Source organism: Flavobacterium sp. ABG (assembly GCF_001027725.1).
In the GTDB taxonomy this organism is placed as follows: Bacteria; Bacteroidota; Bacteroidia; order Flavobacteriales; family Flavobacteriaceae; genus Flavobacterium; species Flavobacterium cupriresistens.
In genome coordinates, this window is sequence record NZ_LEKS01000016.1 from 25864 (window position 1) to 49190 (window position 23327).

The window sequence follows — 23327 nt, forward strand, 5'->3', positions numbered from 1 at the left end:
TTGAATCTTTGTAAAGCGAAATTAAACCGGAGTAAGAAAAAGGTATTTCAAATTTTATTATAAACGTTTTAAATTTGATTAAGAACCTTGTAAAAGAGGTGTTTTTTTAAGGAATGCAGCACGAAATAGTTTTCTTCGTTTTTGTGAATTAAAGCTGACAGGTTTTTGAAACCTACCAGCTTTGGTTTTTGTTTTGAGATTTTATCTTGTCCGAAATGATAGGATGGAAAAAAATGTGTAGAATTAGTTTATGGAATTGATTGTATGACTAGTCCTAAATAAACGATACAGTTTTTAGGTAAAATAATTAGGCGGTTACAAGTTTTTCTCGTAGCTGTTTTTTGTTTTTATAAGTTCTCATTTTCGTTTTATTTGGCAATACATCTGATTTGGAGTGAGCATGTAATTTGAATAATGAAGCCTAAATTCATTATAAATACGGATAGTTTCTTTTACTATTTGGGTTGTAATTTTCCTGTTTTTGTGACATCCGTTAATCATAAATACCTGCTTTAAAATTATGTTAATCATTTTTGCTACTGCATTTTAATAAGGATCTGGGTTTTGTGTCATACTGCATAATACTGTGTTTTTTACCAGCTCTTTTTGATATTCATCAGCAATATTGTAGACCTCTATCAGAATGATGCATAGAAGGCAGTTTGTTTTGCATTCTCTGCTTAAGAGCCATCTTTAGTGCTTTTAAACAGCTTTGAGTATTTAGATTTTTAGCAACATAATATTCCATTTTCTTCTTTGAACACGCATCAGTTATCAAACTTAAATAACACAGATTATTTCTTTTTCCAATGTAGGTAAGATCAGAAACCCAAACTTGTTCAGGGGTAGTCATGTATAAGTAAATTAATAAATAGTAGTGATCAAACAAGTTTACCATAAAGGAGCATTATTTTATTCCATCAAAAGGACCACTTATCTATTTATTATCTTCATTTATTAAAAAAGACTTATAAGATAAATTTATTGGATGTAAAATTGTTTTAAAATGAACTAAAAATTTTAAAATAATATGATAGAGTTATACAGAGAACCTAGCCCGCAATTGATTAGAGTGCCATGGCAAGGAATTGTTTTAGATAGAGGTGTTTTAAAAAAAGCAATTAAAAGCTCAAAAGGAGATTTTTTGTTTTCGGAACAAGGGGCTGGTGTGCAGCCACTTGTGATAATTGGAAAACTTTCTGAGTTGGTGGATTTCTTTTATATGAATCAAAATGTTTTTATTTCAAACGAAATTAGGACTTTACCTGACATTTATATTGGGATATCTAAATTTATAGAAAAAGAGCGATACGATGGAACTTACCCTGTTAATATTGCAATTAATGCGTTGACCAGAAGTATTTTAGATTTTATACCGGGAAATAGTATTATTGATGTTTTATCTAATACAGTAACTTTTAGAAATATTTTGAGGGATTTAATAAATAGTAACCATGGAGAAAAACAAACTGACGTCTTGTATTTAAAAATTTCCTACTTGAATGACTTCCAAAATAATGGAAAAAAAATAGGATCTAAGAAAATATCTTTTGAAACCATATTCAGGTATTTACTTGGAATTAATGAAACTCCAGTTTAGCTTTTTTAAATTAAAATAACGCAATAACGCCAATTTCTATACTCCCCAATAAACATTTAATAAATAAAACTATGACACAAGAACAAGAAAAAGAATTGTTGCAAGCGATTTATGATAGAATATTTGATGCTGTTACTTATCAACCGGCAAGCGGATCAAACCCATTTACAGAAGCGGAAACTTTTATTCATTTTTCTAAAAATGCAGCAGTAGATGTTAAATCATTTGCCAATCCCAGAACTCCATCAAATCCTTTGGGAGACTTAAAGGCATCCGAAGAATTTTCAAGAATGGTAGATCAAATTTCTCCATTGGCTATAGAATGGCAAAATTCAAATAATCCACTTTCAAAAAATTATGAGGATATAATTCTTAGCGCTAACTCCAACAGTGCTGTGGATACTAAACAAGCAGAAATTTATGATAAAGCCTATAATTATCTTCATCCTTTAAGAGAGGAAAAAAATCCATTTACAGGCGAGGTAGTAATCAACAGAACAAATGGTGAAGATTATGTAAATTATGAGTCAAATATGAACGATTATGTTTCTTCAATAATAATTTATAGAAATACGTATAATCTATATTTGGATGATTTAGGATCTAAAGATGATACAATTAGGTTTTCAGCTGATAGAAATTGGCAAGCGAAAGCCCCTATATTAGAAAACAATATTAAGGTCGCGTTTAGAAAATTGGCTGTTGGTAACGCTAAGTATGTTGAACAAGCATTAGCAATTTTAAATACTACGATTAATGATGGAATTAGACAAACTATTCAACGAGCTAGAGAAGCAATTAGTGATGATCAAAAATTTAGTTCTTCTCTGGGATTTTCAGATAAATGGTTGTTTAGCTATCCTTCACCTGCAAATTGGACTGATGAAAATAATCCAAATTTTACAGAATTAAAAATAAGTGGTGGTAATACTAAATTGAGATCAAAATCAACAGAACATAGTTTTAGTGTAGATACTAATGTTAATTATGGTCTTATTAAGGTAAAAGCCAACGCTGAAGGTAGTTTCGAACATTCAACTAGCAGTGCTGACAAAGATAGTGTAGAAATTTCGGCAATGATTGCAAAAGTAAATATACAACGTCCTTGGTTTTCTGAATCTCTATTTCGTTTAAATTATTGGTCCAGCAATCTGTTCAAGAAGGGTGAAATATCTAATGGCAAAATTGACTCAACAAATGCATCGAATTACATACCAATGTATCCCGTTGCATTCATTGTAGCAAGAGATATTACAATAAAAGCAGATTTTAGTCACGAAGAAGAAGAACATTTTAAAGAATCGATTAAAACTAGTATTTCGGTTGGTTATGGTCCATTTTCGGTTGGTGGAAGTTATGGTTATGGAAGAACAGAAGATAGTTTTGATTCTGATTTTCAAAATGGAGAAATAAAAATTCCAGGTATGCAAATAATTGGTTGGGTAAGTAAAATTGTTCCTTTCTCTCCAAAACTAGATTCAAATAATTAGATGTTTTATTCAAAAGGGAGTTTCCTATTCAATTAACTCCCATTTTGTTCAAATTGTGTTTTGAGCGGAAAAAGGTACATTTTTTATACCATTTTCGATTTAAATAATTAATCTATGGGAAATATATCATCTTTGATTGCTTCTGAATTGTTAAAAAAAATAAATCTAGAACGTGCAAAAGATAAAAAAGCAGTTTTAAAGAATCTTAATAATGAAACTATCGGCCAAACCATTTTACAACTAAATTCGATTCCTTTTGTAATTGAAATTAATCAGTATAAAAATGCTCATTCTAGTGCAAATCCGACAGGAGATTATAGGGCTGCTTATCAGTTTGCACTATTGTCCGATACTATTCCATTACTGTTTCCTACTTATGTAGACAGTCTTAATTCTGTATCTAAAATTTGGGGGAATATTGTTAATAATGCTAATGCATTTTCAAAATATTCACAAGCAGTGTTTGAAAGTGCGCGTAATTCTTATAATTTTTCAAAACTTTCAGGTTTTGGAGGAATTCCAGAAGATTGGTATAATGTGCAAGCTAAACCGTCTGATTGGGTTGAGTTACTTGACAGCGGCTCTAACTTAGTCGAAATAGAGATTGATTTAGCTAATGCTGTCGCTAATTCCGAAGACTTTTTAATTTTGAGTGGGAATGACTCTAATTTATCATGGAAAATATTCGATTCCCATAAAAATTATGCAGAAATACCACTAAATGTAAATTCTAAAATCACAAGAATTTATTTAAAACTTCTTCGCGTTGATTTCTATCGCTCATGGTTAAACTTTGAAATCTTAAATAACAACTCTTGGAAAATTGATGGTTTAGATAAGGGGTATTTTTCAAATGGAAGTTTAATTGGTAATAAAGGTAGTTTTCCATTAATTCCGCAATCTGTTTTAATAGGATCGAGAATTGAAGTTGAAGGAAACTTTGATCCTACGGATAGAGAAATTCTTTCTAGTAATAGAAAAACCTCAGAGAACGTTGTTTGTATGGGAACATTTGTACTAAATAATATAATAGAGAGCCCAAAAAGCGACAATGTTGAAAAAGACACAATGATATTAACGTCTGATGTAAAACAAGTTATAGGCTACATTAGTCGTTTAATTCCAGAAAGTCCACCTTTATCAGGTGAATAGCAAAATATTAATTATCAATATATGATAAGTAAAATTATTTTAATAAATGAGCAACAAAGAAAACCACCTAACTAACCAGAATGATGATAAATTAGTTACATCGTCAGATGTTCAAAATGAACTTGGTATTTCAACGGAGGTCATCACCGAATTAAATAAACATATTAATAGTATGATTTCTTTTGCAACTTATAATGGTATAACAATTAATCCCCAAGTTAATATCTTAGTCCAAAATAGTAGCATAAACGATTTACTAGAAGCATACAATTTACTATGTACAAATATTTCTCCTGTTACTCCTAAGTCTATAAGATTCTACAAAGAAATAGCTAATGATTGGAAGAATACAAGTTTTCTTAGTCGAATACCTTTTTCAAAAAATTTATTAATTATATCTTTTCTTTTTCTCATATCTTTTATAGGGATAAGCTGTTCCTCAATGGTCAATATGAAATCACTGGATAGAGGAGTATTGGACAATCATGGGGTCTCTCTTTTATTTAATTTGGGGTATTTAATTTCTATTTCTGGTTTAGGAGTTATGTTTTATTTACTCAGAAGCATAAATTCTTCCATTAGAAAAGTTACAATCATTCCAGAAGATTCAGCTTATTATCCTGTAGTCATTATTTTAGGATTAATGTCTGGTTTATTAATGTCTGAAATTCTTATATTTCCATTTCTAAATGGGAAAACTTCAGATTTGTTGTACAATAAAAGTTTGCTTGCATTATTGGGCGGGTTTTCATCAGATGCAATTTTTAGTATTTTGTACAGTGCAATTAATCAAATGAAAAGAAAATTAGTATTTGAAAATAAATAGCTTAAACGACTCAGAGGTAAAATCTAAAATAAACAAACACAATATGTTATAAAGGGTTTGTCTATAAGATTGAATTAATTTTTCATCTTGTATATAAAATTACCGAGTTATATATTTGGCTTCTGTGTTATTTGATTCTGATAAACATGCATTTCACTTATCATTCTTTCTATTGTTTTGTGAAATATGTATCTTTAAAAATAGATCTATTAATCCTAAAGATAAATTCATCAAAATAACATTGAATATGTTTTTTACTAACGTGAGTTGGAACTGTTGTTATCAAAAAAATTATTTGATGAATAACACATGAATTTCTTTTAAATTCGTTCCATTTTTGCTTTCTTTTTGTTCAATATTTTTTGTAATTGATTCATTGGTTTATGGAATCAATTTTACTATAAAAAGAAAAAACCTTCAACAGAAGTTGAAGGTTTCAAAAGTTCAGCGGAGGAAGAGGGATTTTAACTATTGCTTCTTATCCCTCTTTTATACTGCATTTCTAAATGTTTTTTTATTCAGTTAATTATCCGCTTTTGAATATAAAAAACATATGTTTTTGAAATTATACGCTTTTGCATAAAAATAGAAAATATATTTTTTGATGATAGTATTAAGATACTATAAATGCAGCAGTCATTAATTCTTGTTCTGCTCTTGAGATTCCAATTTTTTTAGCAATTTCTTTCCAGCAACTCACAGCTTCAATAACTTCGTTTATGATTTTATCCATTTGGTTGTCATCTAGACGAAAATATTCTCCAACACTTTTGGCAAGATTAAAATCAAGCTCGTTATTATGAGTATCTATATTTAAGGCAAGTCCATCCTTATCTATTGAGGGGTTAATATCATAAGCTGGAGAAAGTATCCATCCTTCGTTAGTTAATATGAAACCATGGTTCCTTAGGTGATCATCAGTGTTAGAAACGGCAATATTAAAAACTATCCTGCGCCATAGCTGCTGTAAGTTTTCATTAATATTTACTCCGTAGTTTTGAATAAAATCAGCGATGTCAAGATAGCTTGGCATATTATCTCGAATTGTATCTTCACTATTAGAAGTCATTGTCATTGCCGACGCAAAATGTATTCTTTGTTCTTTTTCCCGATCGAATCGTTTTGTGAAAAAAGTATTGTAATTGCCGGCTATCTTTTCAATCTTGCTTGGCGCCATATTTATTCCAGCTTTAAGAGCTAGTTCATAGGCAAGCATCTCCCATGCTGCCTTATCAATTGTATCATTTTTTGAAGGAAACTTTGCTATCCAAAGTTCCTTATTATCATCAAGAATATTAGCTTTTGGCCTGGCCCCTCCAAGAGAAGAGCCTGGAGCCATTAATATTGAAAGCCATTTTTGGATCTCTTTATCATCATCATTCTCCAGCATTTTTGCAGCGTTCTGCAGTTCACGGACGGAAGACCACGGTGGAGTAGGGCTGGCATTATTATTGTCTAAAAATGGTCCGTCGAGCTCAGTCTTAAAACGCAGTGCTCCCATGCGGCTTTCATCATAAACACCTAGGAGATAATCTATATCATAAAGTGTTTGTGCTTTTTCTCCGTTCCCTTTAGCCTGCTGGTTGGCGCGTCTTTTCATCAATGTTCGCCCCCATGTATCAGGCATACTATCGAGGAAAATGCCAAAGTTTTCTTTATTATTTGGGAATTGTGGGCCTGAATAAAACTGAATATCCGGATCAAAAAGTATCTGTTCTTTAGAATTAATCCACATTTTATCGTATTCGAAGCTGAATGATTTCTTGCCTTTGGCAAAATGTGCTGACAGTATGCCTGTTAACTCAGGTTTTTGCATACCCTTCCAATGCGCGTAAACATATATATCAAATTTGTTCTGTGCCATCTCTTCTAATTATAATAACTCTAAGTCCTGCAACTTTCTTCCAAAAACATCATCCGCTGCAAGTTTAAGAAAATCTTCCTGAAGCCCTAAGGCACGAAGTACATTAAAATAAGCACCAATAGCTACACCTGCATTTCCCTGTTCGATAAGGTACAATGTTGATCTTGCAATATCTGCACGCTCAGCTAATTGAACAGTAGTAAGTTTACGTCTTTTTCTTGCCAGTTTAATATTTTCTCCCATTTGTTCCATCATCTCCTGATATTTAGGATAAATGATTTGTTTCTTTCTGTTCATACGTTCAATATTATATTACTGATGTTACTGATGTTACTGATGTTACTGATGTTACTGATGTTACTGATGTTACTGATGTTACTGATGTTACTGATGTTACTGATGTTACTGATGATTGTTATTCCATACAAAATTAACTATTTTGTATGGAATAACAATCATTTGTTGGTTGTTTTATGTTCTTGTTCTTGTTCTTCCCGTTCTCCTTGTTCGATTGTTTTTATAGTACAATGCTATTTCTATATTTTTTTAAACTCAGTATAAGATTAAAAAATATAGAAAACTTAAGTACTCATAAATGAATCTCGGAATGCTTTATTATCATCTGAAAAATGCAGTAGTTCTTATAGTGAAAGTAAGCTTGCAATTCTTTTCTATGTCTTGATCGATGAAGGTATTTTATTTTTTGATTCAACTGATGCAAAAAAACAGAATCAGTTTTCAGGAATTTATTGGTTTATGGAATCAATTTTACTATAAAAAGAAAAAACCTTCAACAAAAGTTGAAGGTTTTAAAAATTCAGCGGAGAAAGAGGGATTCGAACCCCCGGACCTGTTACAGTCAACAGTTTTCAAGACTGCCGCATTCGACCGCTCTGCCATTTCTCCAGTATGTCGCTATCATTTGCTGATTGCGAGTGCAAATATAAGACGCTTTTTCGATTATAAAAACTTTTTTTGAACCAATTATTTAGAATAACTGCATTTTATTATTGCTTGGATTCCTTATATATTGGTTTGCTGTGATCTAGCGCTAAACGGAACAACTTTTATATCTCATAATAGTATTTTCGGGACACTATAGAAAGCAATAACAGGTAATTTTACAATTTATTATTTTTAATTAGTCTAAATTAGGTTATATTTGCAACTTTTAATCGCCTTTCTGTTATATATTTTATAGCTGCCGCCACAAATACAATGCAATGACTTCTTATAATAGTCTCACAATACTACTTAGTAAAAGGATTAAATTCATCATTCTTTTAGTGCTCTTCTTAGTTTCTAATATAGCTTTTACTCAAAATATTGATAAAGTAACTCCTCAGCTTATTGTTAAGGATGCGGAAAGTAAATTACCTATAAAAGGAGTTCTGGTAACTGTGGAAGGAGTATTTCAGCAATATGAGATACAGTCAGATGATTTTGGTGTTGTCTTTCTAAAATCCATTCCAAATGGTAAATTCAAGATAAAACTGTCCCATAAAGGTTATGCCGTTCTTGAAAAAACACTGGAATTTACAGCGGGTCAGCATTTGACTTTGGAATTGATTCCTTTAAGTATTGAGTTAAACGAAGTCGTTATTACAGCAGTGGAATCACGCGGTATGACCAGTACTTCCATTATTGACAAAAAAGCAATGCAGCATTTGCAACCGTCAAGTTTCACAGACTTATTGGAATTGTTACCTGGTGGACGATCAAAGGATCCTGTATTTAATGCTTCAAATCATATCAAATTAAGAGAAGTTGGAACAGCTGATTCTAATTATGATATTTCCTCTCTCGGAACTTCTTTTGTAGTTGACGGAATTCCCATTAACACAGATTCGAACTTGCAATTTACAACCGGACCTACTGTGCAGATTACACCAGGTTCCGGTTATGCCAATACGCGCAGAAATATAACATCAAAAGGAGTAGATATGCGTTCTATTTCGACAGATCAAATTGAGAAAGTAGAAATTGTGAGAGGGATTCCTTCTGTGGAATATGGTGATTTAACGAGCGGACTTATTAAAATTCAACGAAAAAGAGGCCGTAGTAATTGGGAATCAAGGTTTAAAGCAGACGAATTCAGTAAATTATATTATGTTGGAAAAGGTTTTGAATCGCAAGAAAAACGATTCGTTTTAAATGTTGGTCTTGATTATTTAGATGCAAAACCGGATCCTAGAAATAGTTTTGAGAATTACAAAAGAATCACAACATCAATTCGGACACAAAAAACATGGGAGAACGATTCTCAGTTGTTTCAATGGGATTCGAGTTTAGATTACAGCGGTTCAATGGATAATGAAAAAACCGATCCGGATATTGGTTATGCAAAAGTAGACCGCTATAGTTCAGATTTTAATCGGTTTTCGTTTGCGAATTCTTTGGATATAAATTTTAAAACATCGCGTTTCTTGAAATCAATTCATACCTCCGCATCAGTTGGGCAGCAATTTGATAAGATTAGGCAGACCAAGTGGGTACAGGTTTCTAGTGCAACTGCAATTCCGAATAATACGGAACAAGGAGAATCAGATGGTATTTTTTTAACGCCGCAGTACATTTCAAATCTTGAAGTAGACGGAAAACCATTCGATGCTTTTTTAAAAGTAATGGGTGATTTTGAAGTTCCTTTATTTGGAATACAACAGACTTTAAAAATGGGTTCAGAATGGACGTATGCTAAAAATAACGGGAAAGGCCAGGTTTATGATACCAATCATCCGCCATCGCCTGAAATGACAACACGTCCAAGATCTTACAAAGATATTCCGGCAAGCACAGATATTTCTTTTTTTGCCGAAGATGCCGTTAAAATTCCGATTGCAGCTCATGAATTGAATGTTGCGGCAGGGCTTAGGGCTACGTCATTATTAAATATATCATCCGCTTATGCAATTCAAGGTAAGTATTATTTTGATCCGCGAATCAATGCTCAATGGGTATTTCCGTCTTTCAAAATAGGGAATCGGGCCCTGAGAGCTGAATTAACTGCCGGAATCGGACAGTATACTAAGTTTCCAACTTTGGCTCAGCTTTATCCTGATTTTGTTTATAATGATTTAGTACAATTGAACTATTATCATAATACACCCGAATACAGAAGAATCAATTTAATGACTTATAAAACGTCTGCTGTTAATTACGATTTGGCACCGGCGGTGAATAAAAAATGGGAGGTTAGGGCTGATTTTTCGTATGACAATAATCGGTTTTCGGCTACTTTTTTTAAGGAAAACTTAAACTCCGGATTCCGAAACAGCTCCCGATATCAGGCTCTTTCATATAAAAAATACGATAGTAGTTCTATTGATCCAAATACATTAACCTCACAGCCTGATCTTGCTCAAATGAGTTTTGTGATGGATACTTTATTAACGGCCTACAACAGTACGAATAATGGTAGTAAGTTGCTGAAGAGTGGGGTTGAGTTTCAATTTTCGTCAAAACGTTTTACTTCGATTAATACAAGATTTACCGTAAATGGTGCCTGGTTTAAAACGACTTACACCAATAGTAGCCCTGTTTATAAAAGCGGCCAGAAAGAGATCATTATCGACGGAAAGAGACTTCCTTACATAGGTCTTTATCAGTGGGATGACGGTTCTGAAAAACAACAGTTAAATGCAAACTTGATTGTGGATACCTATGTTCCTTCACTCGGGCTTGAGTTTTCGAGCTCCTTTCAATTTATGTGTTTTAGAAGTGATCAGGCTTTACCAATGAACGGGACTCCTGTTGCTTATATTGATCCTTCGGGAAAACAGCATCCTTATCTCGAGGGGGATAAATCAGATCCGATTTTACAATGGTTGGATATCAAATACAATGATGCCTTATTTCAAAAAAGAACCATCCCTATGTCGATGAATATGAACCTGAAAGTATCGAAAGATTTTTATAAGAGAATTAGAATTTCCATGTTTGTTAACCGACTTTTCAGCTACTATCAAAATTATGAAATCAATGGTCAGAAGATAGAGCGAAGAGGGCTAACGTCTCCTTATTTCGGAATGGAATTAAACTTGAATTTTTAACAACAAATAATAAACAATCATGAAAATTAAATTACTCCCCGTTTATCTAACAATAGCCGTAATGGCCCTATTACAATCCTGTTCAAAAGAGGATGATACTTATAGCGATAAACAAACCAATATAGCTTTAACGCTTGTTAATCCTGAGGATTTAAGCGGTGTTTCATTTTCTGATCTTTCGATTTCTTTTAAAGAATTGAATACCGGTAAAGTAACTCAAAGCACTTCATTTGTCAATAATAAACTTGCTATCACATTGAGTGAAGGGTCTTACGAAATTGCTGTTGATGGAAAAATTCGTTATGCAGCGGACGGAAGTACTGCCGAAGCCTCTGTTAGCGGTTACAATAAATCGGTTGTTATTACCGGTCAGACAGCGGCGGTTTCTTTAAATCTTTTCTTGAAAACAACACAATCTGATTTTATCATCGAAGAAGTATTTTTTACAGGAACCAAAACTCCTGAAGGGAAACAATATTGGGGAGACAAATACTTTAAGATTTACAACAATACAGACAAAGTATTATACGCCGATGGATTAATGATTGCACAGTCAGAATTTATGACGACTGACAAACAAGCTTATACTCCAAATATTATGGCACAGTCATTTGCGGTATCCAATATCGCTATCGTTCCGGGTAAGGGGACAACTTATCCAATTGCTCCGGGTGAATTTTTTATTATTGCTGAAGATGCGATCAATCATAAAGAATACAATTCCGCTTCGATTGATATGAGAACTGCTGCTTTCGAGTTTTATACAGAAGATGCAGATGATGTAGATAATCCGGCTGTTCCAAATATGGAGAATTTATTCTCTTCAATGGTTATTCATAACAGAGGTTTTAAAAGTTTTGTAATCGCACGTTTACCCATAACTAAAGACGCTTTTCTGGCTAATAATACGTACGACTATGAGTATAATTTGGTAATTGGTGGTGAAAGTTATCCAATGGGAGAGAGTGTTTATTCGATACCAAATACCTGGATTATCGATGCTGTAAATTTAAGTGTTCAATCAGAATTTCAATGGATTGTTACTGCTCCGACTTTAGATATGGGATGGACCTATTGCGGAAAAGTTGATGCAGATCAAAGCCGTTATGGTAAAAGTGTTCGTCGTAAAGTGCTTTCAAGTGCTTCAAACGGAAAAAAAATATTGAAGGATACCAATAATTCTACCTTAGATTTTAGCCCAGAGGTTAAACCTTCTTTAATGAATTAATACAATAATCATGAGTTTTCGTTCCCTTTTTCTATTTGTTCTTTTTGGTTCAGGTATTATGTACGCGCAAGACAGCACTTCGGTACTGATTCGTATTCGTGAAAATTTAGCTCCCCCAAGCAATTTTTCTAATGTATTTTCCAGTAATCCGGCGAACCAACAATTTGCGTACCGATATTCTTTGTCTGAATTCGGTGCTAGTTATAGCACGGCCTCTCAGCAAGCCAATTTAGAACAGCTAGGAAATGGTATTCGTCAGTTTCTTATTAAGGCACAATCGTATTATAAGATTGATTCTGAAAACACCGTTTTTGGAAATGCGTCCTATAAGAATGGCCGACGTAAAAATGTCCAATGGAACGAAAGCTCAGATTATCAAATCATATATCCTTATGTAACGGCCGATTCTATTGGAGGGGATCTTTCGTATGAAGAATATTCTTTTAAAGGAGGTTATGCTAAAGCTTTCCGAAAAATGACTCTTGGAATTGCGGCAGAATACCGCGCCTTACTGGAATACCGTGATATAGATCCCAGACCCAAAAACACAGTTTCGGACCTAAAAGTAGCCGCCGGGATTTCAGGAAATATAGGAGATCATTATGCGATTGGAACGTCTTTTAATGTCCAAAAATACACGCAGTCTAATAATTTGAAATTCTTTAGCGAGTTAGGTGCTCCGGCAGTGTATCATATGACCGGGCTTGGCGTATACAATAATTTGCTTACGGGAAATAAATTGAGTTCTTTTTATGATGGAAAGGGATATGGAGCAAATGTACAGTTCTTCCCGAAAGATCGAAATGGTTTTGCGCTATCAATAGGATACAATCATTTTGATTATGAGAAGATAATGACCGAATTTCAAAATCTCATTGCATCGGGTATTGCAGAGCAGCGTTTTGAAGGAGAGGCTTCTTATTTGAAAAAAACAGAAGAGCAGGTTTGGGGTGCAAAAATTGGTGTTTCGTATACAGATCGTGCAGGAACGGAAAATATATTTGACAACCAAACCACAACATCCTATGTCAAAATATCGGAATATACGAAATATACAAATGAAGTTGCATCGGTTGTGTTTTCGGGATTGTATTATGTTCCGAATCCTGAAGTATCATGGTCTGTTGCACCAAGTTTTAATTTGAAAAATACGGCAGAAAAATACATCGATCCGCTCAGAACTATCGATATTCAGCAAGGTATAGGTAAATTGGATTTTTCAATATCAAAACTTTTAGCACAATCCCTAATCAGTGTATCAAGTTCCTTTGAATACAGTTGGGCTTTGGATGCAAAAATGAAATTAACGGATCGCACAAAAACAAATCAGATTTTTGAAATGCTGGATCATAATTTCGCTTATTTATCGGCTGCTTACACCAAAATAAACGGTACAGTACGATGGGATTATAAATATCAGGCAGATCTTAACTTTTTTATCAAAGCAGATCTGGATTATTATAATTATTCTAAAAACATAAACAATACTTATGGTCAAATGTCATTGGGTTTGACATTTTAACCGGTAGTTCAAATTTTCTATTACTTTATAATGAAGTCTATTTCACTAAAACTATTTTTATTTATTTTCTCTATTGGTATTGTGTACTCGCTCTTGAGTTTCGGTGTCAGACTTAGTGAAACAATTACGAGTTCAAACTGGCGTGAACTTTATAGTAAACCGGTAAAGGAATGGCCAAAACCGAATGTAGACAAGGATGTTCTTTGGCAGGAATTTGAATCGCTGGCTGTTGATACCAATTATTACGAAACCAGAGACGATCCTAAAGTGGTTTTAGGTCAGATGCTTTTTTTTGATCCAAAACTCTCCGGTTCCAATCAAATTTCTTGTAGTAGTTGTCATGATCCTGAGTTGGCTTGGGGCGATGCAAGAGAAGTATCACTCGGTAATGATCATTTGCGAGGGAAAAGAAATACGCCTTCTTTGTACAACATTGGAGCCAGAAAATCTTTCTTTTGGGATGGTAGGGCTACTACTTTAGAAGAGCAGGCGCAAGGCCCGATTACAGCCCATCATGAGATGAATATGGAATCTAAAAGTCTGGCTAAAAAGCTGGCAAAAGTTAAGGGTTATGCTGTTTTATTCCAAAAGGCTTACGGCAGTAGTACGATTACCTACGACAAAATTCTGCATTCACTGGCCGATTTTCAAAAAACAATACAAAGTAAAAGAAGCCGTTTTGATGCTTTTATAGATGGCGACTACAGTCAGTTATCGGATCAGGAAATCGAGGGACTACATCTTTTTCGTACCAAGGCACGTTGTATGAATTGTCATTCGGGAAAATATTTTACGGATGAATCCTTTCATAATATAGGACTTACGTATTACAAAAGGGAATATGAAGATTTAGGACTCTTTACTATCACCAAAAAAGCGGAAGATGTTGGGAAATTCAGAACCCCTTCTCTGCGGGATGTCATGTATACGGGCCCGTGGATGCATAACGGTTTGTTTGATAATATCACCGGAGTTGTGAATATGTACAATAGCGGAATGCACATGATTGATCCCGACGAAAATGAAAAAGCCGCAGATCCCTTTTTCCCAAAAACCGATGTGTTGATGCAGCCCCTGAATCTGACGGATGATGAAATCGTTTCCCTGGTTTCGTTTATTAAAACCTTATCAGGCAGACAATACAAAATGGAACGCCCCGAAATACCGAGATAAAGAAATAGATTAAAAAGTTATGGTTTTTTTTCACGCAGATTTGGCAGATTGAGCAGATTTTTTTTAGCCTTGTTTTTTGCAAAATCTGCCAAATCTGCTGAATCTGCGTGCTATTTTATTTTAGCATTATTTACAGGCCTATGAGCAAAGAAAGCCACAGATTAAAGGATTAAAAGGATTTACAAAATCTGTGTAAATCGTTTTAATCAGTGGCAAAAAAATAATTCGTGCCAATTGGTGAAATTCTTGGTAAAATTATGAAGGAGGTCATGAAAACGAGGAATTTAAATAGCTTGTTTTTAATAACTTAAAAAGAGTTAGATAGAATTAAATGGCTTTTTTTTCTTTAGACTGGGGAATATTGGTGTTTGATTTTCCTAATTAACATATTTGCGAATAGCTCAAAAAACGGCAATTTTGCCTGTTTGTGTTTGGCCTGAATTGGTTACTATTTTGTAGATATAAATTCCTGAAGCCGTATTTTTCATATTGAAGCTATTGGTTTTAGAAAGTAATGAGGAAGTAAAAGTATTTTGTCCACTCATATTGTACAAATAAAAAGTAGCGGTTTCCTCTTTTTTGGCTTCAATATTTAATTCTTCATTTTTTCTTAGCAGCGTGGGGTAGACAAAAAACGAATCATTGCCTAGATAATTAGTGTCAAGAATTAGAGAGCTTATTACCGTATTGTTTTCTAAAATTATATTTATTTTATACTTATTGCTGCCTTTTATTGGAGCGTCATCTAAAAAAGAGAATGTTTTCGAGTTGATATCATCTAGTGTACTAATAATACTTTCGGCAGTATTATTTAGTTTTACCAACTCTATTCTTTTGATATTGTACAAACTAAAAAGACTGGCACTAACTTTAACTTTGTCCTCTTCAAATACTTCCGCCAAAGTCAATTCGAAATAACAATTGGAGTTTTTAGCATACTGCAGGGTTGACTCACTTTTTATTCCTTCGCTATTGTCAAATACAGGAATAATGGTGTGGATTTTTTCATCTGTATAAACATAACTGGTTTTTGTTGTTTGTTCTTTAAATTCCAAATGATCACCTGCCAGTTGGTAAATATTAAATGTAGCAACATCGGCAGGTTTGTCCCAATTAATTTCGGTTGTGCCATCACAAACCAGACTGGTACTGATATTTAAATCATAAGAGATTGTAAAGGTATCCGAAATGTAGTCGGTAGTGTTAATGGTCATTTTTAATTTTGCTTTTGAGAATTTTTGCTCTGTTGGAGTAAAAGTAAATTGTTCACTAGCCAGATTTATACCATTTGCGATCATTTCCCAAGTCTGTCCATTATCGTAAGTAATTGACAATTGACCAAGATTACCGGAAAAAGACGAATTCCATTTGAATGGGGAAATAGTTTTGCCATCATAAGGAAAATTATCATTATTGACAGGGTAATTCCATTCAAATTGATTTTGTAATTCATATTCGTAGGCAATGCTATAATCCTGAGACGCATTTGAAATGTATGCACCATTAACAGTAATAGTGTAGGAGTCTGCTGCGGGGTTTTCAACAGTCACTTGTTCTACGTTATTAAGTTTGTCTTTTCCTCTTGTAGCGAGTTGTTGAGGAGCATCGGGATTAAGAATCCAGGGTAAAAAAGTAGTGTTGTCGGCCGAAATAACTGCCAAGTCTAAATCATTTACCAAACTGATGTTACTATTGATGGCAGCTGCTAAATCGTTCCAGACTAGAGTGATTTTTAAGTTTTTTGCATTTAACGGAAGCGTAACAGTATGCGAATTGGTCTGAGCCGATGTTAAATTCCCCGAAATAATTCTATTTTCGCTGATCGTTTTTAGACATTTATCAGCATTGATATTGCCGTAACCATAGGTGAAATCCGGACCAATGTTGCCTAAATCTTTTGCACTGTTAATTAAGATTGCTTTTGTTTGTGTATTCGTCAGAGCGGTATTGTTTATGGCTTTATAATGTTGTTTCATAAGCGTAATAATTCCTGTCGCCACTGCTGTAGAATTTGAAGTTCCTTGTGTGCTAAAGGCTACGAGTTCCGGTTTTATTCGGCCATCATAAGCCGGGCCTTTTGAAGAAAACGACATAATTATCTCGTTTTGATCAATACAACCTAACATGATACTATTTTTGGATTGCTTGAAATTACCCGTAATAGATTTATACCCTTCGAGCCCACTATTACCGGAGGAAAAACAATGCGTCAAATCAGTATTTGCGAATAATTGAGCGTCATAAGCATTAGCGAGTGAACCATAAAAATTCTCAATCACGGTACCATACGAGTGATTTTGAGTGGTAACACCTTGTAAAGTAGTTATTTCATCAGGATAGATATTCAAAAAATCTGACGATTGTATCTTCGCTTTTTGAGCGACTCCTTTTCCTAAAGCAGAACTATTTCCCAATCCCGAAACGATAGTGGCCATGGCAGTTGCGTGGCTTGATACTGTGGCAGATTGTGTTGAGGAAGGAATATGTTTACTTAATAGATCAACATCATTTACATCAAAAAAATCATCTTTGATTCCTACAATTTGATTTTCGCCAGTTAATAGAGGGAAATTAGTATTGGCTTTATTGATAGAATTGATGCTGAAATTCTGATCTGTTATTTTAGATTCGCCTTTTGGTTGTAACGATTCTTGCGAAATGGAAGACACACTGTTTAAATCTATAATCTCCTCAATAATTTTTTTGGAATCACTTTTTATGATGACCAGATTGTTATCCAGTATTTTGACATCAGAAATGTGCCTTGATTTCAAATCAGCAAGCAGCGATTCGATAGTATCAGTCGCTATAATGTACGGTTTGTCTTTTTTATGATTTGAAAAATTGGAAGGCAATTTCCATAAATTAGTAACTGGAAGTGTTTTTTTTAAAGACGGATTAGATTTTAAATTTTCATTTTCAACAATACAAAAAGCGCTATCCAGTTTTTTTACAATCTTGTATTTGTTCTGCTGTGCATTTTCTAAAGTTGTAAAGTAATATTTCTCAAATTTTATTTCCTTTTCTTTTTTGATGTAGTGTTTCCATTTCTCAGGACTTTGAGCGAAACAAATTGTTGTTATCATAAAAAGGAGGAAGGTAATTTGTGTCTTCATTTACTGTAGTTGTTTGGGGAGTTTTAGTCATTTTTATCCATGTTAGACAAAAAATCGACTAGTGTGACCGCTCATCACCTCTTAATTTAGATAAAGCAAAAATAAAATTGGTTCTTAATGATTTCTATTTGAAATGTTTATCTCTTGTTGATAAGTCAAAGTTATTAAAATATTTGTAAAATTTTTATGAGTTTTTATTTCGTCAAGAATCTTTCAAATTTGTAAGAGTAAAATACTGTTTTTAGTACCCTTTTTTCATTTTAAATGGAATAAAAAATTGCAAAATCATTTTTGGGACTCAATTTAACAAAATTGAAGATGGATGCCAGTGTGTACTATTTTTTATTGTAACGCGCTGATTTATATTTAATTATTGGTTTTACTGGGCTTGCGGGAATAATCAGATAAATATTATTAAAAATAATAACAAAATAATTTAACAAAAAGTATTAATTTTGTTAAATTATTGTTTTTATGAGTATTTTAATAGTAAAATTATATAGATTTGGCAGTAAATAGTACGAATATTTTGTAAAAACCCCTATAATATTAGCTTATTTTACTAACCAAAACCCCTTTTAAATGAAAAAAATAAAAACAATTTTAGCCTTATCGTTTATAGCGTTAACGCTGTTCTCTTGTAACAAAGAAGATGAGACAAAACAAGCAAATCAAGAATCTCTTAAAGTAACACCAGAAGTGTTGAAAAAAATTAGTGCACTTGCATTAAATAATACAGATGTTCAAGCGATTAAGAATACGAAGTTAGATGGTACAACTGAAGATGCATTCTTGGTCGAAGGAGATATTGTTATAACACAAGATCAATTAAACAAAATGGATATTCACGGTGGTATTACAACAGAACAATACCGCACGACTAATTTAGTATCTGCTCCAAGAACTATTAAAGTTGTTGGATTGTCAGGAACAGGCACAACTGCTCTGACTACAAACATGCGCGCTGGATTACAAGCGGCTATAAACAGATACAATAATTTAGGATTGTCTATTAACTTTACACTAACTTTTAGCTCAAGTACTTCAGGTGCAAACATTGTTGTAAGAAGACAAGTTGGAGGTGCCGGTGGAGTAGCTGGTTTCCCTTCAGGAGGAGCACCTTTTAATTCTGTTACTTTATATTCAGGATTAGAAAGTTATTCAACAAATGTTAATGCACACGTAGCTGCGCACGAAATTGGTCACTGTATTGGTTTACGTCATACGGACTATTTTAGCCGTCAAAGCTGTGGACAGAATTCAAATGAAGGAACAGCTGGTGTTGGAGCAATTCATATTCCGGGAACTCCTACAGGATATGATTCAACTTCTTATATGAGAGCATGTTTCGGTTCAAATGAGACTGGAGCTTTCAATAGTAACGACGTTACAGCTCTGAATTATTTATATTAAAAATTAAATTAGGGCTCTTTTTACAGAATATAAAAGGCTGTTTCATTAATTTGAAACAGCCTTTTTTTTGTATCTGTTTCTAAAATTGGAATCAGTTTCAAAAGTCGAGGAGTAATTTGTGTAAATCTGCTCTGTTATTAGATTTAACAGCTCTTGAGGTTTGTTTTGTTGTCGATTTTCAAAGTGTTATTTCTCGCAAAGACGCAGGGTCGCCAAGTTTTTATTCTGATTTTTTAACTTTGTGTCTCTGCGTCTTTGCGAGATTTTTTTATCCACAACTTTTGAATTTGATCATAAAATAGCTCGTTGTTTTTTATTTAGAATCAGGTTCCGTTGTTGGTAGCTGCAATGCAGTAGCTTATATCATTTTGGCTAAATTTCCAAGTTGTTTTAATTTTAATTTCAAATCTTCAGTCCACGGCAACCCCATACAAAGGCGCATACAATTTTGAAATTGATTTTGTAAAGAAAACATCCTTCCCGGTGCAATACTTATTTTATTATTTAAGGCATGATTATAAAGTTTTGTAGTGTCAATTTCTTGGGGAAACTCAATCCATAAGGTAAGACCGCCTTGTGGCCTGCTTATCTTTGTCCCTAAGGGAAAATATTCAGCGATGGCAAGCGCATAATGTTGATAATTTTGCTGTAAAGTCTTTCGCAAACGACGAAGATGATTATCATGTCTGCCTGTCATTAAAAAATTCCCAACCGCTTCGTGGATTATAGCGGAGGAGGATATGGAGTGTATAAGTTTTAATTTTATTATTTGGTCTTTGTATTTACCCGGTGCAACCCAACCGGCACGATAACCGGGTGCCAGGGTTTTAGAAACAGAACTACACCATAAAACATTACCGGTTGTATCAAAAGATTTGCAACATTTAGGCCTTTCAGTACCAAAATAAAGGTCACCGTAAGTATCGTCTTCAATAAGCGGAATGTTATATTTTTCAAGAAGGGTTACGATTCTTTTTTTGTTCTCATCAGACATACAATACCCCAAAGGAGTATTGAAATTTGGAACTAGCAAGCAAATGTTTATTTCAGGTAATAACTGTTCAAATGCATCAATATCTATTCCCGAAACAGGATGTGTTGCAACCTCTAATACTTTCAAACCCATACTCACCGCAAGCTGCAATATGCCAGGGTAACAAGGACTTTCCAATGCGATGGTGTCACCGGGTTTAGTCAATGCCATCAGACATAAAGCTATCGAATTCATACAGCCGTTGGTGGTTATTAAATCGGTTTCTTTTAATGCTCCGCCCCAAGCCAGTGAGCGGACAGCAATCATTCTTCTCAGTTTTAGATTGCCCAGCAAAGATTCATATTCGGTTCCGCCATCTTTTAATGACCTTGTTGCAAGTACAATTTCTTTTTTCAATTTTGCTAAAGGAAGAAGATTGCCAGAAGGTACGCCGATTGAAAAAAGAGTTAATTCATGGTTACCCATATTCGAGTAAACACGATCAATAAGTTCATTAGGCTCTCTGTTATCAGCAACAAGACTAGGTTTACTTGTTTCAGGCAATGGTAATTTTAAATAATGTAACGGACTTACAAAATAGCCCGACTGCGGTTTCGACTGTATTAGCGACTGAGATTCTAATTCAATAAAAACTTTTTTAGAAGTATTAATACTTATTCCATGTTCTTTACTCAGTATTCTTACCGACGGTAATTTCTCACCGGCCTTCAAAACTCCGGTCTTAATTTTGTTGGCAATATTTTGAGCGATTCGGCTATATAAAAAATCTTCTTTCATAATGCAAATCTAACTGTGTCTATTGATATATCAAAAACTGTGACTGTTTTTATTGTTGCTGTTTGTCGAACTTTGCTTCACAATAGTACAAAACAAAAGAAAAACGGATGCAAAAAATAAAATATAATAAATCGCAAGGATGGTTTAATGGTTTCATCGGTGTAGTATTGTTTAGCGGGTCGTTACCGGCAACAAGAATAGCGGTTTTGGAATTTAATCCAATATTCTTAACAACTGCGAGAGCTACAATTGCGGGAATATTGGCTCTTGTTGTTTTGTTATTTTTTAAGGCAAAAATACCAACGAAGAAACAGATTTTACCTCTGGCTATTATCGCCGTTGGCGTTGTGGTAGGGTTTCCTTTATTGGCTGCATTGGCGTTACAACATATTACTTCAGCGCATTCATTGGTTTTTATAGGGCTACTGCCTATTGCAACAGCTGTTTTTGGTATTATTCGTGGCGGTGAACGTCCACTGCCTATATTCTGGCTTTTCTCCATCATGGGCAGTTTGCTTGTTGTAGGTTATGCAGCAGCTCAAGGACTTACAACTTCTCTTTTAGGTGATTTGCTTATGGTTGCCGCTATTATTCTTTGTGCATTGGGGTATGCAGAGGGAGCTAAACTCACAAAAGCACTAGGGGGATGGCAGGTAATATCTTGGGCATTACTACTTTCATTGCCTGTTATGGTGCCGTTACTGTTTTTTTATGTACCGCCATCGTATGCGGGGATTAGCGGGAGTGCCTGGTTAAGTCTGGGCTACGTATCGGTATTTAGTATGTTTGTTGGCTTCGTTTTTTGGTATCGCGGTTTGGCTCAGGGAGGTACCGCGACGGTAGGGCAATTGCAGTTATTACAACCTTTTTTGGGTCTGACATTGGCCGCTTCATTGCTTAACGAAAAAGTAAGCATGAGTATGCTGGGAGTTACGTTGGGGGTAATCTTGTGTGTTGCAGGCACCAAGAAATTTGTAAAATAAAAGTAGAAACATTTTTTTAAATAAATAAACAGGAATATGAAAATTGCAATAGTAGGGTACAAAAAACAAGAAAAATTTGCTCAAGGGGTCACTAATGACGAGGATGCGGAATTAATTGATTTCTTAGTAAAAAAGGGATTGAATGTGGTACCAGCCATATGGAATGATGAAAATGTTGATTGGACCGGTTTTGATGTGGCGGTTATTAAATCACCTTGGGACTATCATAACCATTTGTCTGAATTTTTAAATTGGTTGGATGAAATTACCAAATTAAATGTAAAAGTGCTTAATCCGGTAGAAATTATCAAATGGAACAGTCATAAAGGTTATCTTAAGGATATAGCTAAGAAAGGACTTCCAGTAATTCCTGCCGAATATATAGAAAAGGGACATGTATTCAATGATCATTTTTTTAGTCTGTTTAATACCGATAAATTAGTTGTAAAACCTTGTGTAAGTGCAGGAGCACAAAATACGCTAATAGTAGATCAAAAAAACTATGATGAGAGGTTATTTGAAATTAATGAACTCTTGAAAGAACAAGATTATATCGTACAACCGTTTGTTGATGAAATCAAAAATGGAGAATGGTCATTCCTTTTTTTTAATGGTAAATACAGTCATTCTTCACTAAAAACACCTAAAAAGGGAGATTTTAGAGTTCAACATTATCATGGTGGTAACATCAGTTATCCAATACCTAATGCAGTACATATAGAACAAGCAGCAGCATATGTGAATAGCCTCCCGCAGCATGTACTCTACGCAAGAGTGGACGGAGTTATAAGAAATAATAATTTCGAATTAATGGAAATAGAGTTAATAGAACCTTATCTGTTTCTTAATGCAGATGAAAAACTATTAGAAAATTATTATCAAGCTTTGATTGCTTTGATTTCATGAAAACCGGTTCTTAGAGCATAAAGAATAAAGCGCTGTCGCAGCTGCAAGTTAACCTCATTCCTTTTGAATCTTTGATTTAAGCTTTTTAGCTGGGTAGATGCGACAGAGCTAATCTTGATACACCATAAATTAACGGCTCAATAGTTTAGTTTCTGGACAACAATTACTCCTTTTTATAGTTGAATAGTTAACTCAAGTTATGGGTTAACTATTCTTTTTGAGTCAGATAGTATT

17 protein-coding genes, 1 tRNA gene and 1 pseudogene are annotated in these 23327 nt (G+C 33.9%); 11 read left to right on the plus strand and 8 right to left on the minus strand.

The window, feature by feature from the left end:
• Positions 1 to 616: 616 nt before the first annotated feature.
• Positions 617 to 898, minus strand: coding sequence for a DDE-type integrase/transposase/recombinase (locus AB674_RS23240; protein ID WP_082210664.1), 282 nt, complete (start codon positions 896 to 898; stop codon positions 617 to 619).
• A gap of 132 nt (positions 899 to 1030) precedes the next feature.
• Between AB674_RS23240 and AB674_RS15770 the strand changes: the two genes are divergently transcribed.
• The 4 genes from AB674_RS15770 (at position 1031) to AB674_RS15785 (ending at position 5068) form a co-directional block, all read left to right on the plus strand.
• The gene (locus tag AB674_RS15770; RefSeq protein WP_047778152.1) at positions 1031 to 1600 is read left to right on the plus strand and encodes a hypothetical protein; all 570 of its coding nucleotides are present in this window, start codon (positions 1031 to 1033) and stop codon (positions 1598 to 1600) included.
• Positions 1601 to 1671: 71 nt separating this feature from the next.
• A complete protein-coding gene (locus AB674_RS15775) occupies positions 1672 to 3090 on the plus strand; it encodes a hypothetical protein (protein WP_047778153.1) in 1419 nt (472 codons plus the stop codon).
• 114 nt (positions 3091 to 3204) lie between these two features.
• Positions 3205 to 4242: a hypothetical protein gene (locus AB674_RS15780; protein ID WP_047778155.1), complete on the plus strand. Its 1038-nt coding sequence runs from the start codon at positions 3205 to 3207 to the stop codon at positions 4240 to 4242.
• Between the two features lie 46 nt (positions 4243 to 4288).
• Positions 4289 to 5068, plus strand: a complete 780-nt coding sequence (locus AB674_RS15785; RefSeq protein WP_053004304.1) for a hypothetical protein — start codon at positions 4289 to 4291, stop codon at positions 5066 to 5068.
• Between the two features lie 107 nt (positions 5069 to 5175).
• Here the strand turns inward: AB674_RS15785 and AB674_RS23085 are convergent.
• From AB674_RS23085 to AB674_RS15800, 5 genes and pseudogenes are all read right to left on the minus strand, one after another.
• Positions 5176 to 5428, minus strand: a pseudogene (locus AB674_RS23085) (IS1595 family transposase); the annotation flags it as partial.
• Positions 5429 to 5681: 253 nt separating this feature from the next.
• Positions 5682 to 6932: a type II toxin-antitoxin system HipA family toxin gene (locus AB674_RS15790; protein ID WP_047778160.1), complete on the minus strand. Its 1251-nt coding sequence runs from the start codon at positions 6930 to 6932 to the stop codon at positions 5682 to 5684.
• 9 nt (positions 6933 to 6941) lie between these two features.
• Positions 6942 to 7229: a helix-turn-helix transcriptional regulator gene (locus AB674_RS15795; RefSeq protein ID WP_047778161.1), complete on the minus strand. Its 288-nt coding sequence runs from the start codon at positions 7227 to 7229 to the stop codon at positions 6942 to 6944.
• Positions 7226 to 7360: a hypothetical protein gene (locus AB674_RS23175; protein ID WP_262487207.1), complete on the minus strand. Its 135-nt coding sequence runs from the start codon at positions 7358 to 7360 to the stop codon at positions 7226 to 7228. The genes AB674_RS15795 and AB674_RS23175 overlap by 4 nt, the downstream gene beginning before the upstream one ends.
• A gap of 393 nt (positions 7361 to 7753) precedes the next feature.
• Positions 7754 to 7838, minus strand: a tRNA-Ser gene (locus tag AB674_RS15800).
• Between the two features lie 317 nt (positions 7839 to 8155).
• On the opposite strand from AB674_RS15800, the gene AB674_RS15805 reads away from it, so the two are divergent.
• The 4 genes from AB674_RS15805 to AB674_RS15820 are packed head-to-tail and all read left to right on the plus strand — an operon-like array spanning position 8156 to position 14904.
• Positions 8156 to 10981, plus strand: coding sequence for a TonB-dependent receptor plug domain-containing protein (locus AB674_RS15805; RefSeq protein WP_047778162.1), 2826 nt, complete (start codon positions 8156 to 8158; stop codon positions 10979 to 10981).
• A gap of 19 nt (positions 10982 to 11000) precedes the next feature.
• Complete coding sequence (locus tag AB674_RS15810; RefSeq protein ID WP_047778163.1) at positions 11001 to 12209, plus strand: DUF4876 domain-containing protein; 1209 nt, start codon at positions 11001 to 11003, stop codon at positions 12207 to 12209.
• A gap of 10 nt (positions 12210 to 12219) precedes the next feature.
• Positions 12220 to 13731: a DUF6850 family outer membrane beta-barrel protein gene (locus AB674_RS15815; protein ID WP_131701553.1), complete on the plus strand. Its 1512-nt coding sequence runs from the start codon at positions 12220 to 12222 to the stop codon at positions 13729 to 13731.
• Positions 13732 to 13761: 30 nt separating this feature from the next.
• Complete coding sequence (locus tag AB674_RS15820) at positions 13762 to 14904, plus strand: cytochrome-c peroxidase (RefSeq protein ID WP_053004305.1); 1143 nt, start codon at positions 13762 to 13764, stop codon at positions 14902 to 14904.
• 401 nt (positions 14905 to 15305) lie between these two features.
• Here the strand turns inward: AB674_RS15820 and AB674_RS15825 are convergent, their stop codons facing one another.
• Entirely contained in the window at positions 15306 to 18020 is a 2715-nt protein-coding gene (locus tag AB674_RS15825) for a S8 family serine peptidase (protein ID WP_047778165.1), read from the minus strand.
• Positions 18021 to 18602: 582 nt separating this feature from the next.
• On the opposite strand from AB674_RS15825, the gene AB674_RS15830 reads away from it, so the two are divergent.
• Positions 18603 to 19433: a M57 family metalloprotease gene (locus AB674_RS15830; protein ID WP_047778167.1), complete on the plus strand. Its 831-nt coding sequence runs from the start codon at positions 18603 to 18605 to the stop codon at positions 19431 to 19433.
• Between the two features lie 358 nt (positions 19434 to 19791).
• Here AB674_RS15830 and AB674_RS15835 read toward each other — a convergent pair whose 3' ends face one another.
• Positions 19792 to 21204, minus strand: coding sequence for a PLP-dependent aminotransferase family protein (locus AB674_RS15835; protein ID WP_047778169.1), 1413 nt, complete (start codon positions 21202 to 21204; stop codon positions 19792 to 19794).
• 107 nt (positions 21205 to 21311) lie between these two features.
• Here AB674_RS15835 and AB674_RS15840 point away from each other — a divergent pair, with 107 nt between their 5' ends.
• Together AB674_RS15840 and AB674_RS15845 are read left to right on the plus strand one after the other, a co-directional pair.
• Positions 21312 to 22187, plus strand: coding sequence for a DMT family transporter (locus AB674_RS15840; RefSeq protein ID WP_047778170.1), 876 nt, complete (start codon positions 21312 to 21314; stop codon positions 22185 to 22187).
• Between the two features lie 36 nt (positions 22188 to 22223).
• A complete protein-coding gene (locus AB674_RS15845) occupies positions 22224 to 23093 on the plus strand; it encodes a RimK family alpha-L-glutamate ligase (RefSeq protein ID WP_047778172.1) in 870 nt (289 codons plus the stop codon).
• Positions 23094 to 23327 lie beyond the last annotated feature (234 nt).